At 64.9% G+C, this 16,044-nt stretch carries 15 protein-coding genes; 3 read left to right on the forward strand and 12 right to left on the reverse strand.

What is annotated here, in order from left to right; all coding sequences use genetic code 11:
- Window positions 1–121 precede the first annotated feature (121 nt).
- The 5 genes from DJ563_RS20185 to DJ563_RS20205 form a co-directional block, all read right to left on the reverse strand.
- Window positions 122–1,360, reverse strand: a complete 1,239-nt coding sequence (locus DJ563_RS20185; protein WP_434518244.1) for a heme biosynthesis protein HemY — start codon at window positions 1,358–1,360, stop codon at window positions 122–124.
- On the reverse strand, window positions 1,357–2,457 hold the full coding sequence (locus DJ563_RS20190) for a uroporphyrinogen-III C-methyltransferase (protein ID WP_047582865.1): 1,101 nt from the start codon (window positions 2,455–2,457) through the stop codon (window positions 1,357–1,359). Before DJ563_RS20190 ends, DJ563_RS20185 begins: the two co-directional genes overlap by 4 nt.
- Before the next feature lie 45 nt (window positions 2,458–2,502).
- The gene (locus tag DJ563_RS20195) at window positions 2,503–3,270 is read right to left on the reverse strand and encodes a uroporphyrinogen-III synthase (protein WP_434518245.1); all 768 of its coding nucleotides are present in this window, start codon (window positions 3,268–3,270) and stop codon (window positions 2,503–2,505) included.
- Window positions 3,267–4,208, reverse strand: a complete 942-nt coding sequence (gene hemC, locus DJ563_RS20200; RefSeq protein ID WP_033703306.1) for a hydroxymethylbilane synthase — start codon at window positions 4,206–4,208, stop codon at window positions 3,267–3,269. Before hemC ends, DJ563_RS20195 begins: the two co-directional genes overlap by 4 nt.
- A 258-nt stretch (window positions 4,209–4,466) precedes the next feature.
- Window positions 4,467–5,210, reverse strand: a complete 744-nt coding sequence (locus DJ563_RS20205) for a LytR/AlgR family response regulator transcription factor (RefSeq protein ID WP_033703307.1) — start codon at window positions 5,208–5,210, stop codon at window positions 4,467–4,469.
- Window positions 5,211–5,518: 308 nt separating this feature from the next.
- Between DJ563_RS20205 and argH the strand changes: the two genes are divergently transcribed.
- A complete protein-coding gene (argH, locus tag DJ563_RS20210; protein WP_033703309.1) occupies window positions 5,519–6,913 on the forward strand; it encodes an argininosuccinate lyase in 1,395 nt (464 codons plus the stop codon).
- 114 nt (window positions 6,914–7,027) lie between these two features.
- Here the strand turns inward: argH and DJ563_RS20215 are convergent, their stop codons facing one another.
- Window positions 7,028–7,690, reverse strand: a complete 663-nt coding sequence (locus DJ563_RS20215; RefSeq protein WP_033703310.1) for a glutathione S-transferase — start codon at window positions 7,688–7,690, stop codon at window positions 7,028–7,030.
- Between the two features lie 147 nt (window positions 7,691–7,837).
- Between DJ563_RS20215 and DJ563_RS20220 the strand changes: the two genes are divergently transcribed.
- Entirely contained in the window at window positions 7,838–8,137 is a 300-nt protein-coding gene (locus tag DJ563_RS20220; RefSeq protein WP_186660536.1) for a hypothetical protein, read from the forward strand.
- Window positions 8,138–8,206: 69 nt separating this feature from the next.
- Window positions 8,207–8,455 carry a TIGR02647 family protein gene (locus DJ563_RS20225; protein ID WP_274097933.1) on the forward strand — a complete coding sequence of 83 codons (249 nt, stop codon included), beginning with the start codon at window positions 8,207–8,209 and terminating at the stop codon, window positions 8,453–8,455.
- A gap of 27 nt (window positions 8,456–8,482) precedes the next feature.
- Here DJ563_RS20225 and DJ563_RS20230 read toward each other — a convergent pair whose 3' ends face one another.
- The 6 genes from DJ563_RS20230 to DJ563_RS20255 form a co-directional block, all read right to left on the reverse strand.
- On the reverse strand, window positions 8,483–10,426 hold the full coding sequence (locus tag DJ563_RS20230; protein ID WP_434518246.1) for an FTR1 family protein: 1,944 nt from the start codon (window positions 10,424–10,426) through the stop codon (window positions 8,483–8,485).
- Between the two features lie 408 nt (window positions 10,427–10,834).
- Window positions 10,835–12,256, reverse strand: a complete 1,422-nt coding sequence (locus DJ563_RS20235; RefSeq protein WP_033703314.1) for an efflux transporter outer membrane subunit — start codon at window positions 12,254–12,256, stop codon at window positions 10,835–10,837.
- The gene (locus DJ563_RS20240) at window positions 12,253–13,128 is read right to left on the reverse strand and encodes an efflux RND transporter periplasmic adaptor subunit (protein ID WP_274097935.1); all 876 of its coding nucleotides are present in this window, start codon (window positions 13,126–13,128) and stop codon (window positions 12,253–12,255) included. The genes DJ563_RS20235 and DJ563_RS20240 overlap by 4 nt, the downstream gene beginning before the upstream one ends.
- Window positions 13,125–13,337 (reverse strand): DUF1656 domain-containing protein, encoded by a 213-nt coding sequence (locus DJ563_RS20245; protein ID WP_033703316.1) that lies wholly within the window; start codon window positions 13,335–13,337, stop codon window positions 13,125–13,127. Before DJ563_RS20245 ends, DJ563_RS20240 begins: the two co-directional genes overlap by 4 nt.
- Entirely contained in the window at window positions 13,334–15,421 is a 2,088-nt protein-coding gene (locus tag DJ563_RS20250) for an FUSC family protein (protein ID WP_274097936.1), read from the reverse strand. The genes DJ563_RS20245 and DJ563_RS20250 overlap by 4 nt, the downstream gene beginning before the upstream one ends.
- Window positions 15,418–15,870 (reverse strand): MarR family winged helix-turn-helix transcriptional regulator, encoded by a 453-nt coding sequence (locus tag DJ563_RS20255; protein WP_033703319.1) that lies wholly within the window; start codon window positions 15,868–15,870, stop codon window positions 15,418–15,420. Before DJ563_RS20255 ends, DJ563_RS20250 begins: the two co-directional genes overlap by 4 nt.
- Between the last annotated feature and the right edge of the window lie 174 nt (window positions 15,871–16,044).

The raw sequence follows: 16,044 nt of genomic DNA on the forward strand, positions 1-16,044 counted from the left end.
ATTCTGGAAGTAGGAAACGTCTTAAGAAATGGATTGCAGATCTAACTTATATTGCCAGACAAGTTACCCAGCCCCTGATTCCGCACTTCGGCGCGGGCTCAGGGGTGGCTCAGGCAAAGGTTCAGGCGCGAACGGCTTCTGGCAACGGCAGCGCCAACAGACGCTCATCCAGCAAGCCGAGGCCCTCTTGGAACAGCTGGTTGCTGCGCTCGGTCTCGCCAAGGCCGGCGAGCAAGCGGGCCAGCTCGGCGCAGGTTTCCGGGTTGCGTTCCATCCGCAGGCTGTTTTCCAGATAGTCACGCGCCTTGCCCCACAGGCGGTTCTGCAAGCTCAGGCGGCCGAGGGTCAGCAACAGGCTCGGGTCCTGAGGGTTGGCTTTAAGCCAGCCTTCGGCAGCCTGTAGCTGACGTGCCGGGTCATCACCGCGCACCAGGCCATACAAACGGGCCAGGTGGCTTTCGTATTCACGCTTGAGGGCAGTGCGCAACACCTGCTCCGCCTCGCCCTGGGCGCCCACCTGCCGCAGTTGCTCGGCATAGGCCAGCACCAGTTGCGGTTCCTGGCGCTGGGCGGCGGTAAGCTGTTGCCAGGCGCGCTCCAAGGCCTGACGCGCACTTTGCGCATCTTCGCCCCGGGTCGTCGCCAGGCTCAGGTTCTGGCCCCAGGCGCGTTTTTCCAGTTCGGCGAGCTCATCGGCCGGCAGCACCTTGCCCTTGCGCAGCTCAGGCAGCAGGCGAATCAGCGCCGACCAGTCGCCGCGCTCCAGGTGCAGGCGCTGCAGCAGGCGCAGCACCTGGCCGTTGTGCGGGTGTCGCTCGTGCATGGCCAGCAGGGTTTCCAGGGCGCCGTCGGTATCACCGCGGTCCATCTGCAACTGGGCGTGGGTCAGGGCAATGGCAAGCTCGGCCTGCGGCTGACGCTCCAGAGCACGCTCGAGCAACTGGTCGCTGTCTGCCGTGCGGCCTTGCTCGTTGGCCGCGCGGGCGGCACCGAGGTAGTACAGCAAGGGTTGGCGCTCGGCTTCGGCGGCGCGGTGCAAATGGCGTTGGGCGCTGGCCCAGCGGCCCTCGGCGAGGTCCAACTGGCCTTGCTCGATGGCCACCCGGATGCGACGGCTGCGGTTGCGTCGCGACCACGGGTTGACCACACCACTGGAGGTCAGCACCAAGCCGACCAGGTAGCGCAGCAACCAGAGCACGGCGACCACGGCGATCAGCCCGGCCAACGCCGCCCACAACCCCGACTGGTAACGGAAGCTGCCATAGGAGATCAATACATAGCCACTGTGCTTGGCCACCGCGATACCCAGCGCGGCGGCGATCACGATCGCCAGCACGGCCAGCAGGTAGACCCGCTTCATGGTTTGCCCCCTTCACCCTCGGCCGGCAGGTGACGGCGCTGGATGTAGGCCTGCACCGAGGCCAGGCTTTCGCTCAGGTCAGGGGTGACGACAGACACCGGCTGCTCGGCCAGGGCGTTGAGGCTGTCGAGCATGGCCTTGCTCTGCGGGTTGTCGGCGTTGAAGTTGGCCAACAGCACAGAGCGCGCATCATCCAGCGCCTGGGTGTAGACCTTGGCCTCGCCGTTGAGCGCCGCCCACTGGGCCTGCTCAATGGTCAGGCTGAGGGCCAGGCGCAACTGGTTGAGCGACTGCCCGGCCAGCAGCGGCCGCACGTTGTCATCGGCATTGAAGTCGATCTGGAAGTACTTGGAGATTTCCGCCCACCACTGCGACCAGCGACTGGCGCCATCGCCGTCGGCAGTCAGCGCGCCAAGGGCATCGGCGTTGCTGTCGAACTCGGGCGACTGGGCGCTGAGCTGCTGCACCAGTTCACGTTGCGCGGCCAGCTTGAGGTACAGGCCGGTGCGGTCGGGTTGCTGGGTGCTGTTGAGCGTTGCCAGGCTGCGTGCCAATTGCTCGCGGGCGGCGAAGGCGCCTGGGTCGCTCTGCTCGCGCAGGATTTCGTCGGCGCCTTCGACCAGCGCCTTGGCACTGGTAATGTCTTGCAGGGCCGAGAGGCGCAGGGTGGCCAGGCGCAGCAAGTGCTCGGCCTCTGCCAGGCGCCATTCCTTGCGGCTTTCGCCAAGCACGGTTTCCAGGCGCTGGCTGAGGCGCTGCTGGTCGCCTTGCAGCTGCGAGACCAGCCGGCGGCGGTCTTCCAGCTCGCTGGCGGCCGGCAGGCTGGCCAACTGTGCACTGATCTGCTGCTCACGCTGCTGCAGCGCTTCGGCGCGCTGGTTCAGCGCTTCAAGGTGCTGCCCTTGGTTGAACTCGTTGCCTTGCAGTTGACGCACCTGCCAGACACCCCAGCCACCTATTGCGACCCCGGCCGCTCCCAGCAGCAGGGCCAGTGCTGCCAGACCACTGCCGGAGCGCTTGGCAGGTGGGGCGGTGACGGGGTCCGCCGGCGTCTGGGCCGACGGCTGATCATTATTGGACAAGACAGTTTCGCTCACGTATCCATCCTTTGCATGGGGGCGCTTGGCGTTCAGCTTAGCGCCTTAAGAGGCAGGTGCAGCGCTGCGCTGCACGGCTGCCAGCAAGGCCGTGGCACTGGCGCCACGGCAATCCACAACCTGTTGGGCCCCGGCGGCCCTGGCCTGCTCGGCAACCCGCGGGCTCGGCACGAACAGCGGCAGACGCGCCACCTGCGGCCAATCGGCGCCGGCCATCTGCTGCAAGTGTTCAAAGCCCTGCCCACTGCTGACCACCAGGCCATTAAGGCGTTCCGCTTCGATGCGACGCATCAAGGTGCCCACCGGGTATTCCGGCAGGCTGCGACGATACAGTTCCAGATAATCGACACTAGCACCTTGCTCTGCAAGACGCTCTGCCAGCAGTTCGCGACCTCCGACGCCGCGGACGATCAAGACACGCGGCGCAGGCACGCCGATAGCCTCGCGCAGGGCCGCCAGCGCGAGCAAGGCTTCACTGTCGTCACCTTGCGCTGGGCAGGCCACCTCAAGGCCCGCGCCCTGCAGCACCGCTGCGGTCGCCTCGCCCACCGTGAACCAGCCTTGAACCGGTGGCTGCAGCCCGGCCTGGGCCAGCCGTTCGAGCAGCAACCTGGCTGCCGGCTTGCTGACCACGATGATTGCCTGAAAGCCCTGCAGGCCACCCAGCAACTGGCGTTGCCGCTCATCCACAGCAACAGCGTCTATCGCCAGCAGCGGCAGACAACTGCTGGCCACCCCCGCCGCCGCCAGCCGTTGCGCCAGTGCTGTGCAGTCATCGGCAGGCCGGGTCAGCAACAGGCGCCAATCGCTCACGGGTGCCCGGCCTCGCCATAGACTTCCTTGAGGATGGCTTCGGCGCCCTGGCCCAGCAGGTCTTCGGCAACCTGCACGCCCAACGCCTCAGCCGCTGCGCGCGGCGCCCGGGCGTCGGCCACCAGCAAGGTGCCACCGCTGGGCTGGCCGACCAGGCCACGCAGCCACAGCTGGTCGCCTTCAAGCACCGCGTAACAGGCGATCGGCACCTGGCAGCCGCCATTGAGGTGTTTGTTCAATGCCCGTTCGGCCACCACCCGGTCGGCGGTGTCGAGATGGTGCAGTGGCGCCAGCAGCGCATGGATTTCGCTGTCGGCGCTGCGGCATTCGATGCCCACCGCACCTTGGCCGCCCGCTGGCAGGCTGTCGTCGACGCTGATGCTGGAGGTGATGCGGTCTTCGAAACCGAGGCGGATCAAACCCGCCGCAGCGAGGATGATTGCGTCATATTCGCCGGCATCGAGCTTGGCCAGGCGGGTATTGACGTTGCCCCGCAGGAAGCGGATTTCGAGGTCCGGGCGGCGCGCCAGCAACTGGGCCTGACGGCGCAGGCTGGAGGTACCGACGATGCTGCCGGCGGGCAAGGCTTCAAGGCTTTCGAAACGGTTGGAGACGAACGCATCGCGCGGGTCTTCGCGTTCGCAGATGCAGTACAGGCCCAGGCCTTCGGGGAAGTCCATGGGCACGTCCTTCATCGAATGCACGGCGATGTCGGCTTCGTTGTCCAGCAGGGCGGTTTCAAGCTCTTTGACGAACAGGCCCTTGCCGCCGATTTTCGCCAGCGGCGCGTCGAGCAGCTTGTCACCGCGGCTGACCATGGGCACCAGGGTCACGATCAGCCCAGGGTGGGCCTGCTCGAGGCGGGCTTTGACGTATTCGGCCTGCCACAGGGCCAAGGCACTTTTACGGGTGGCAATGCGGATTTCGCGAGTGGACATGGAACGCCCCGATGCAGAGAAATACCGCCGATGATAACAGCTCCGGTGGCATCGCTAGCAGATACGGGTCAAAGGCGGTGCGGTGGGGGTGGCTGGTGTGTTTGTGCCCACGGATGGCTGTTTGTAGGAGCGGCCTTGCGTCGCGAAAGGGCCGCGAAGCGGCCCCGGCAATCTGTGCGGTGAAGCTGAAAACCTGGGGCTGCTGCGCAACCCTTTCGCGACGCAAGGCCGCTCCTACAACAGGCAGTGCACGGCGGGTCAGAGCGTCTGCATCATCTTGCGCACGCCAGCCACGTGGCGCCGGCTGACGGTCAGCGCATCACCGTCAAGGCCCTTGAGAAACAGCTGAAAATGCCCCAGCGGCGTGCGCTGCAGGCGTTCGATACGTTCGCGGGCCACCAGCGCGTTGCGATGGATGCGCACAAAGCGATCGCCAAATTCATCTTCCAGGGCCTTGAGCGGCTCATCGAGCAGCACTTCTCCGGTCTCGTGGCGCAAGGTCACGTACTTGTGGTCAGCTATGAAATAGATGACCTGGGGCAACGGAATCAGCTCGATGCCCTTTCGCGTTCGCGCGCTGATATGGCTGCGCGGGCCTCCGCCTTCATTGGCAGGCCGGGTAAGCGCCGCCAACTGGGCGCGGTTGGGCTTCTCGGCCTTGCGCAAGGCATCGCGCAGCGCCTGGGGCTGGAAGGGTTTGGTCACATGGCTGAGGGTGCTGTCCTTGAAAGCCTCGGTGCCGTATTCGTCGTCGCCGGTGCAAAACACCACCGACGGCGGCGCCTCGCGTTCGCACAGGCGAGCGGCAACCTGCAGGCCATCCAGGCCGGGCATGCCGATGTCGAGCAGGACGACATCAGGCTTGAGGCTTTCAATCAGCGCCAGGGCTTCCTCGCCGTTGGTGGCGCTAGGCTCCAGCACGGTGTAACCCTCCAGTTCGCCGAGCAGCCTACTGAGGCGTTCACGGCCTTGGGGTTCGTCATCAACGATCAGGACATTCATAATTGCGCTGGATTCCTGAATGAGTCTCGCACAGGTATAGCGTAGACAGATGTGGTTCGAGCGACACTGCGGTCACGCTCTAGACCGGTGCGATGGCCAAAGATTCACTCGGCTGGCAGATTCACTGCCAGTCCTCTGTCCAACTGTAGACGGTCCATGGAACACTGCCGTTCAATCCTGCAAATCCTTGTGTGCGTGTCTGCCTGCCGTTTTCGGGCCATTTCTCTCGACCGGCGCCCTGCGGCAGCAAGCCCAACCCTGCTATCATCGTTGCCACTTTTTCGTTCACGCCTGCAATGAGTGAATCCATGAGCACCGACAAGACCAATCAGTCCTGGGGCGGCCGCTTCAGTGAGCCCGTCGACGCCTTCGTCGCCCGTTTCACCGCTTCGGTCGATTTCGACAAGCGCCTGTACCGCCACGACATCATGGGTTCGATCGCCCACGCCACCATGTTGGCGCAGGTCGGCGTGCTCAGCGATGCCGAGCGCGACACCATCATCGATGGCCTGAAGACCATCCAGGGCGAAATCGAGGCCGGCAACTTCGACTGGCGCGTCGAGCTTGAAGACGTGCACATGAACATCGAGGCACGCCTGACCGATCGCATCGGCATCACCGGTAAAAAACTGCACACCGGCCGCAGCCGCAACGACCAGGTGGCCACCGACATCCGCCTGTGGCTGCGCGACGAGATCGACCTGATCCTGGCCGAAATCACCCGCCTGCAAAAGGGCCTGCTGGAGCAGGCCGAGCGTGAAGCCGACACCATCATGCCCGGCTTCACCCACCTGCAGACGGCCCAGCCGGTCACCTTCGGCCATCACCTGCTTGCCTGGTTCGAAATGCTCAGCCGCGACTACGAGCGCCTGGTCGACTGCCGCAAGCGCACCAACCGCATGCCCCTGGGCAGCGCCGCGCTGGCAGGCACCACCTACCCGATCGACCGCGAGCTCACCTGCAAGCTGCTGGGCTTCGAGGACGTGTCTGGCAACTCGCTGGACGGCGTTTCCGACCGCGACTTCGCCATCGAATTCTGCGCTGCCGCAAGCATCGCCATGATGCACCTGTCGCGCTTCTCCGAAGAGCTGGTGCTGTGGACCAGCGCGCAGTTCCAGTTCATCGACCTGCCTGATCGCTTCTGCACCGGCAGCTCGATCATGCCGCAGAAAAAGAACCCGGACGTACCGGAGCTGGTACGTGGCAAGAGCGGCCGCGTGTTCGGCGCGCTGACCGGCCTGCTGACCCTGATGAAAGGCCAACCGCTGGCCTACAACAAGGACAACCAGGAAGACAAGGAACCGCTGTTCGACGCCGCCGATACGCTGCGCGACTCGCTGCGTGCCTTTGCCGACATGATCCCGGCGGTCAAGCCCAAGCACGCGATCATGCGCGAAGCTGCCCTGCGTGGCTTCTCGACTGCCACCGACCTTGCCGACTACCTGGTACGCCGTGGCCTGCCGTTCCGTGATTGCCACGAAATCGTCGGCCATGCCGTGAAGTATGGTGTGGACACCGGCAAGGACCTGGCCGAGATGAGCCTGGAAGAACTGCGCCAGTTCAGCGACCAGATCGAGCAGGACGTATTCGCCGTGCTGACCCTGGAAGGCTCGGTCAATGCCCGTGACCACATTGGTGGTACCGCGCCGGCGCAAGTGCGTGCGGCGGTAGTACGCGGCCAAGCCTTGCTGGCTTCGCGCTAAGGCCATGGCGAGGGCTTTGCCCTCGATCGCGGGGCAAGCCCGCCCCACAGAGAAACCGCTAACTCATTGATTTAACGGAACCCTGTGGGGGCGGGCTTGACGCTTCTGCAAACCTCAGCGCTTGCCGCTGCGGATCATCTCCATGAAGGCCGGCATCGACGCCTCCTTGTCTGCCAAAATCCGCGCCATGTGCGGGTTCTCGCCCATTCGCTGCAACAACGCCTTCGCCTGCGGGAAATCCGCCAGGAAGTCGACGTTCAGCACCTTCTTGCCCACCGCGTAAGCCAGGTCGACCGAGAAGCAGAACATCAGGTCGGCAATCGTCAGCTGCTCACCCGCCACATACGGCGCGAAGCGACCATTGCGCTTGAGCGTGGCAAAGCCGGCCAACAGGTCGGCCCGCGCGCGCTCCTTGATCAACGGCTCTACCGCCATGCCAAAGAACGACTCGGCGTAGCAGGTGCGTGCCGGCAGCTCGATGTACAACTCGATTTCTTTCAGCAGCTCGCGCACCTTGGCCTGCTCGAACGGGTCCGCAGGCAACAGCGCCTTGCCGCCCTGGGTCTGCTCGATGTAGTCGAGAATCACACTGGTCTCGCTGAGGAAGCCGTGTTCGGTTTCCAGCACCGGCACCTTGCCCCGTGGGCTGACTTCCAGTGCATGCGGCGCCTGGCCGCCATAGAAGGTGACCTCCTCGAAAGGCAGGCCTTTTTCCAGGAGCGCCAGCTTTACCATGTTGTAGTAGTTGCTGACTGAGAATCCGTGAAGCTTGAGCATTGGGTAACAGCCTCCAGGCCGTATGGGGATGGCCCGGCTTTTATAGCCCCTCAGCCTGCCCCTGACCAGCGTCATGCACCCGGTCAATGACCGGACATTGCCGCCACAGGCGTGGCAAACTGTATGCCCAATCACAGGAGTACCGCCATGAGCGAGCCCACCGACATCGACAATGACGACGAAGCCTTCGCCGAGGCAACGCTGACCCAGGCCATCGAGAACCAGATCGAAAGCGACGAGCCGCCAGCGGCCAAGGCCACCTTCAACAAGCTCACCCTGGTTGGCTATGCGCGCGAGGACATCCTCAACCTGATGGCCCATGTGCTGGCCTTCGAGATCGACAACATGCTGGTGGAAGACCGCGCGTTCAACAGCGAATGGTATGAAAACGCCCTGCGTGCCCTGCCCGAGCTGCCACCTGAGATGGATCAAGGCGACGACGAATAACCCGACTACACTCGAAGGTCAGGCACCCATGAAGGTGCCGCCATCCTCGTCTGGAAGTCAGGAGTCGCCATGTCCTTTACCCCCGAGCTGATCGCCGAACTGGAAGTACTCGCGCTGTTCAAGCACGACAGCAGCCAGGAAGGCATCAAGATAATAGAAAGCGAAGCCCCCGCTAAGCTGGTCGCGGCTGCTAAACGCCTGCACGAAAAAGGGCTGACCGATCAACCCGATGGTGGCTACTTGACCAGCCTGGGTCATGACGCCGTCGAAAGTGTGCATCTGCTGCAGAACATTCTCACGGCGCCACAACCGGCCTGACCCCATCGGTTTACCAGGATGGCGGCCTCAGCTGGCCGCCGCCCTGCGTTTCTCTGCCAGCCACGAGCGCCCGTACAGGAACACGATGGCCAGCAAGGCCACTGCCTGCGCTGCCAGCGAATAGGCATCGGCATGAATGCCCAGCCAGTCGAACTCGAAGAACGCCACCGGCCGCGTGCCCAGCACCCCGGCTTCCTGCAGCGCCTTCACGCCATGCCCGGCGAACACCACCGACAGCGCACACAGCAGCGCGGCGTTGATGCTGAAGAACAGCGACAGCGGCAGCTTGGCCGAGCCGCGCAGAATCACCCACGCCAACCCCACCAGCAGCACCACCGCCGTGGCGCCCCCCGCCAGCACGGCCTGATGCCCGGCAGGCCCGGCCTGCAGCCACAGGGTCTCGTAGAACAGGATCACTTCGAACAGTTCGCGGTACACCGAGAAGAACGCCAGCATGGCAAAGCCGAAGCGCCCGCCACCACTGACCAGGCTGCTCTTGATGTAGTCCTGCCAGGCAGCGGCGTGGCGGCGGTCGTGCATCCACACCCCGAGCCACAGCACCATGACCGCGGCAAACAGCGCTGTGCAGCCTTCCAGCAGCTCGCGCTGGGCACCACCCACGTCGATCACGTAAGCCGCCAAGGCCCAGGTGGCAAAACCTGCGACCAGCGCCAGGCCCCAACCGACGTTGACGCTGCGCACAGCCGATTGCTGGCCGGTGTTGCGCAGGAAGGCGAGGATCGCCGCCAGCACCAGAATCGCTTCAAGGCCCTCACGCAACAGAATCAGCAAACCGGAGATATAGCTCAGCGACCAGCTCAGGCCATCACTGCCCAACAGCTTGGCGGCCTGGTCGAGCTTGGCCTTGGCTTCGGCCAGCCGTTGCTCGGCCTGGGCCACTGGCAAGCCGTCCTGCAGCGACTGGCGGTAAGCCATGAGGGTTTTTTCGGTGTCCTTGCGCGCCTGGGTGTCGATGTTGTCCAGCGAGCTTTCCACCAGCTCGAAGCCTTCCAGGTAAGCGGCTACCGACAGGTCGTAGGCCTGGTCGTGATCACCCTCGCGGTAGGCCGCCAGGCTTTTGTCCAGGGTACTGGCGGTGTATTCGAGCAACTGCGCCGGGCCACGTTTGACTTGCGGCGGCTGGGCACGCTGGGCGCGGAACGCCGTTACTGCATCGGCGCCTTCGTTGGCCGCCACTTCGGCCGGGGTCTGGCGCGCCAGGTCTGCCAGGTTCCAGGCTTTATCGCCGTTGGCCGCGTCGGGGTTGGCGGTGAAGCTCGCCACATAAGCGGCCACGTCCCAGCGCTGACGCTCGTCGAGCTGGTCGGCGAACGATGGCATCTCGGTACCTTCGATGCCCAGGCCGAGGGTGTTGTACAAGTCGAACAGGCTCAGCTGGTCTAGCCGCTCGACACTGCGCAGGTTGGCTGGAGGTGGCTCCAGGCCAACGCCGGCCGGGCCGTCGCCGGCACCGCTGTCGCCATGGCAGATCGAGCAGTTCTGCGCATACAGCGAAGCACCACGGGCCGGGTCTGGGGTAATCACCGGGGCCTGGCTGACCTCGTAGGCCACCGCCAGGCGTGCGCCCAACTGACGGGCCTGACGGGCTACAGCGGCGCCGTCCTGACGCTGGTCGATGGCTTGGCGCAACCCCAGCACGCCCTGTACCAGCGCGGCTTGTTCGGCATGCGCCGGCAGGTTCTTGACCAGGTCGGCCAGGACCGCGCTGAACTCCTGTTGCTCGCGGTACTCGCCCTCGTCGATCACCTGACCTTCGCGCACGGTCGGCGGGTAGTCGGCACCCAGGTAATCGAGCAAGTGCAGGGCCTTGGTAGCCTCGGCGGGGGCTTCGGCCAACGCCAGGGTGCTGCACAGCGCCAGCATTGGGCCCAGCAGTAAAGCAGGCAGCCAGGCAAGCAGACGGGAATGGGTATTCATGGCCAGTCTCGGAGGGAATGCGAAAGAGAACATTGTTCACTTCCACTCTATTTCTCTCAAGGGTGGTGGGCGGATTTCATGAAAAATCTTGTGACAAAACAGGACAGGTTTCAGGTTCGGAAATGTCTTACGGCTTCAAGGTGTTCGCCGTGAGAGTTTCAGCGCCCTTGAGATCGAGCGCCGCCCGCGCGGCGCATCGCGAGCAAGCTCGCTCCTACATCTGTTTCGGGCCAGTTGATCCTGAAGCCACCGCGCGCGGCCCCTTGGTGCTCGCCTCAATCTCGAGTCGAAAAAACAAGGCGGTCGCGTGCGATGGCACAGATGTGACTGGCCGAAACAGATGTAGGAGCGAGCTTGCTCGCGATGCGCCGCGCGGGCGGCGCTCGATCGCATAAGCGTCGCGACTCTGTCGTCAAACACCTTCCCACAACCCCACAACCCTCAAGGCTTGCCACCACCCCCCTTCCACCCCCCACCCAACGCCAGGAACACCCCAATCTGCCCCATCGCCACCTGGCTATTCGCCGCCGCCAACTGCGCGCGCATATCGGTATACGTCCGCGTCGCCTGCAAATCCGCCAGGAACGACTCACGCCCGGCCTGGTAATACCGGTGCGTCTGGTCCGCCGCTTCCTTGGCCGACTGCTCCGCCTCGGCCAAGGCATCACGCCGGTCCAGCAAGGCGCTGTACTGCGCCAATCGGGTCTGGGTCTCGCGAATGGCGTTCAGCACCACCCCATCAAAATGCGCCAGCGCCGCCTGGGTCGAGGCTTCGGCCATGCGGATGCGGGCACGGGTACCATTGGTCGGGATGCTCCAATTGATCTGCGGGCCAAAGCCCCAGCGGTTGGTGGCCGGCTCCCCAAGGTTCTCGAGAATACCAATGGTGCCGACCTGGGCGCCGATGCTGATATCCGGGTACAGCGCGCCGGTGGCCACGCCGATGTTGGCGGTAGCCGCCGCCAGTTGGCGTTCGGCCTGGCGCACATCGGGGCGGCGTTTGAGCAACGCGGCGCCGTCGCCCACCGGGACCAACTGCGCCAGGTGCGGCAGCTCGGCGCAGTCGGCGGTGCCGGCCGGCAGCTGCTCCACGGGTTTTGCCAGCAGTGCAGCCAAGGTATACAGGCCGGTCTCGCGCTCGGCCTTGAAGCGCGGCAACTCGGCGCGCAACGATTTGAACTGGGTCTGCGAGCGGGTGACCTGGGTTTCATCGCCACGGCCGGCATCGCGCAGGCGCTGGTTCAGCTTCACGCCTTGCTCCTGCAAGTCCAGCGACTCGCGGGCAATGTGGTATTCCTCGTTGGCCGAGCACACTTGGGTGTAGGCCTTGACCACATCGGCCACCAGGGTGATGCGCGCGGTGTCTGCGGCGGCTTGCACCGCGTCGGCGTTGGCCTTGGCCGCTTCGGTGCCGCGCTTGAACGTGCCCCACAGGTCGAACTGGTAGGAGGCGCTGATGATGGCCTCACCGATATTGGCCACGGGCACCTTTTCAGGCAGCAGGAAGGCCTCGCCGGACTCCTGCAAGCGCTGCGCGCCGGCCTTGATGCCACCGCTGAAGCCGCCCTGCGATTCGGCCACTTCAACCTGCGCACGGGCCTTGGCAATGTTGGCAGCGGCCACGCGCAGCTCGGTATTGGCGCTCAATGCCTGGCGTACCAGTGCGTTGAGGCGCTGATCCTGGTACAGCTGCCACCAGTCTTCGGGCACCGGCGCCGACACCACACTGTCGGCATCCTGACGCAGCGGGCCGTTGAGGTCGCTGCGCTGCACGGCCGCGTCTTTCGGCACTTCATAGTCCGGGCCAACCAGGGCACAGGCACCGAGGGACAAGGCCATGCCCACCAGCATCAGGCGTTTCATGGGCGCTTGTCCTCGATGATCGATACCGTGGCGGTGCGCCCGGCGATCATGCGGAAGTCTTCCGGCACTTCATCGAAAGCGATACGCACCGGAATCCGCTGGGCCAGGCGCACCCAGCTGAAGGCCGGGTTGACGTTGGGCAACAGGTTGGCGCCGCTGCTGCGGTCGCGGTCTTCGATACCGGCGGCGAAGCTTTGCACGTGGCCGCGCAGGCGGGTGTTGTCGCCCATCACGCGGATGTCCACGGCGTCACCAATGTGGATGCCACCGAGCTTGGTTTCTTCGAAGTAGCCATCGACGTGGTACGAGGCGCTGTCGACCACCGACAGCACCGGGCGGCCAGCGCTGACGAACTCATGGTTACGCGGGGCGCGGTCGTTGAGGTAGCCATCGACCGGGCTGCGGACCACCGAGCGGTCGAGGTTGAGCTGGGCAGTATCGACCGCCACCTGCGCCTCGTTGACCGCCGAGCGGGCGCGGGCCTCGCGAGACTGGCTCTCTTCCAGTTGCTCGGCCGCCACCAGGTTGCCCAGTTTGCGGTTACGGCGCGTTTCACGGGCGGCCTGGGCCAGGGTTTCCTCGCGCTCGGCCAGGGTTGCCTGGGCCTGGCGCAGGGCCAGGCTGAAGCGGTCCTGGTCGATGGTGAACAGCACGTCGCCGCGCTTGACCACCTGGTTGTCACGCACCTCGACCTTCTGGATCAGCCCGGACACATCCGGGGCGATCTGGATCACGTCGGCGCGGATGTGGCCGTCGCGGGTCCAGGGGGCAAACAGGTAGTACACCACCATCTGCCAGACGAGCACGGCGGCGAAACTCACGACCAGCAAGGTCAGGACCACACGGCCCAGGGTCAGCAAAGGTTTTTTCATGGCAGCATCAGGTTTCGGCAAAAGTGGTCGACCGCGCCCAGCATCACGGCGTAGAGGGCAACGTTGAACAAGGCCCGGTGCCAGACCAGGCGGTAAAAGTGCAGGCGCACCAGTACAGCGTGCACGCCCAGGAACAACAGGTAGGTGAACAACATCATCACCAACAGCGTGGGCAGAAACACCCCGCTGATATCCAGATCACCGATCACAGTGGGGCTCCATCGATGCCGGGGGGCAGTTGCGGTTGTTCGGTAGGTTCGAGCATCACTTCGACACCGGGCAGCAAGGCCAGGCGCAGGCCACTCAAGGCGTGCAGCAGGTGTACACGGGCATCGCCGCGGTCGTTGTGATCGTCCAACGCCAGCCCTTGTCGCGCACGCTCCATGTTGCGCAACAGCGCGGCCGGGGCGTGCAGGCGCTGATTGGCGCGCAGGCAGGCGGCGTAGTGGGCGCCGACTTCTTCGATGACCAAAGCCAGGCGCTCGCGGGCCTGCGGGTTGGCGCGTGGCAGGTAGGCCAGCAGGTCAAGCAGGTTCAGGCCTACGCGCAGGTCACGCAGCGCCACACCGCTGTCTTGGCCGGTTTGCGACAAGCGTGGCAGGTGCTGCATCAGGCGGTCGAGCATCTGTACGCCCACCTGGCGGTGTTCGGCCAATGTCGCGGGCTGGGTCATTTCGACGATATCGCGCCAGGCGAAGCGGGTCATGCGCTTGGCCGCCAGCTCCACGCCGAACGGGCGCAGCAGCAAGGTCCAGATGAAGGCGAACAGCAGCCCCACCGGGCCTGCCAGGTTGGCGTTGATGAAGGTCAGGAAGTCCGCATCATAGACGCCCTGGATGCTGATGAAGGTGGCGGTGTTGACGATGGTCAGCAAGGTGCCGAGGTAGAAACGCGGCTGCACGGTCAGCGTACCGACGCAGATGAACGGCACGGCAAAGGCCAGCACCAGCATCGGGAAGTCGTGCAGGTTGGGCAGCACCAGGAACAGGTAGACGCTGGAGAAGATCACCGACATCAGCGTCCAGAAGAAGAACCGGTAGATCTGCGGCGCCGGGTCGTCCATTGCGGCAAAGAAGCTGCAGGCTACGGCAGCGAGGATGACCGCGCTGCCACCGTCGTTCCAGCCGAGCAGAATCCACAGGCCACTGGCGACGATGATCGCGGTAACCGTGGAAAACACCGAGTAGAGCATCAGGCCACGGTCAAAGAACGGCGTCAGCCGGCCCAGGCGCCAGTGACGGTAGGCGGCGCGCCAGGGCGTGGCGTCGTCCTTGCGCAAGGCGTGCTGGAGGGTGCAGCAGTCTTGCCAGAGGTCGACCCATTCGGTCAGGCGATACAGGGCGTTGGACAGCAGCAGGCCGGCGCGCTGGTCCAGGGCCGTGGCGCTGGGTTGCAGGCGGGTGATCTGCTCGTGCAATGCGGTCCAGGGGGCCAGGGAGGCATCGTCAGCGGTGCCTTTGAGCCATTCACGGGCCTCGGCCAGCAGCGGTTGCAGCTGGGCGAACTGGGCCGGCGCACGGCCTTCGAGGGCGACCAGGGCGTCGTCCAGGGCGTCGATCACTGGCAGCAGGTGGATCATGCGCCCACGCAGTTCACTGGCGTTTTTCAGGGTGTGGGGGCCGGCACCTTCGTGGCCGAGCTGGCCGATCATCATTTCCAGGGTATTGAACGTGGCCACCATCGAGGCGCGCATGCTGCCGACCTTGTCGGCGGCAACGTCGCGGGCCAGGTAGGTATCGCTGTAGCGGATCGCCTCGGCGAACCAGTTGCCGGTCGAGCCGACCACCACCGGGGCTAGGCGCCGCGGCCAGAAGATCGCGCCGACCACCGCCGCGCAGACGATGCCCAGGCAGATTTCCTGGGCCCGCGACGAGGCCACATCAAACACCGCCGTAGGGTTGTCGACCACAGCCAGGGCAATCATCGGCAGGGTGTAGCCGGCCAGCATCAGCACGTAGTTGTTGGCCGTGCGCAGGTTCAGCGAGAGGAACAGCAAGGTGCCGGTCCACAAGGCGATGGCCACGCTCAGCAACAGCGGCGACTGCACCAGCGGTGGCACCAGCAATACCGCCCCGCCGGCACCGAGCAAGGTGCCCAGGGCGCGGTACAGGGCCTTGGAGCTGGTGGGGCCGACGAACGGGCTGGAGACGATATAGACGGTCGCCATCGCCCAGTAAGGGCGTGGCAGTTGCATGAGCAGGGCAATGTACAGGGCGATCATCGACGCACCGAAGGTGCGCACGCCGTAGAACCAATCGCGGGCCGGGGGCACCGAGCTGAAGAATCCGTTCATGCTGCCCCGCCTGGTGTGCCGAGGCCGACGGCTTCGAAGGCGCGCAGTACGCGCAAGGTGGCCTCCAGGTCGGCCTGGTCGATGCCCTGCAGCACATCACGGCGCAGGCGCACCAGCTCGGCTTCGATGGACTCGGCCAGGGCGCGGCCTTCGGCGGTCAGGCTCAGGGCCTTGGCGCGGCGGTCCAGAGGGTCCTCGCTGCGACACACCAGCCCGGCTTTGCACAGTTGGTCGAGCAAGCGCACCAACGACGGGCTTTCGAGGCCGGCGGCCTGGGCCACCGCCACCTGATGCACGCCGTCGCCCAGGCGCACGATCATCAGCAACGGCGCGGCGCAGGCCTCGGAGATGCCGTAACTGGTGAGGGCCGCATGGCAGATGCGCCGCCAATGGCGTGCGGCAACCACCATGCCGCTGCTGACTTGCAGGCGCAGGAGATCAAGGGTCATGAAAGGAACCAAGGATATTCATAGTTTGCTAACTATCAATATACGCCTGGCCCTCCCCCTGTCGTCAACAGCGGGCGACGGATAGCGTGGATGAATTGTTGTTCATGTAATGCCCTTTCGCGGCGCAAGGCCGCCCCCACAAGGGGCTGCGCTTTGCCGCGAATATGAGGCAAC

The sequence above is a fragment of the Pseudomonas sp. NFX1 genome, assembly GCF_051123555.1.
Taxonomy (GTDB): Bacteria; Pseudomonadota; Gammaproteobacteria; order Pseudomonadales; family Pseudomonadaceae; genus Aquipseudomonas; species Aquipseudomonas capeferrum.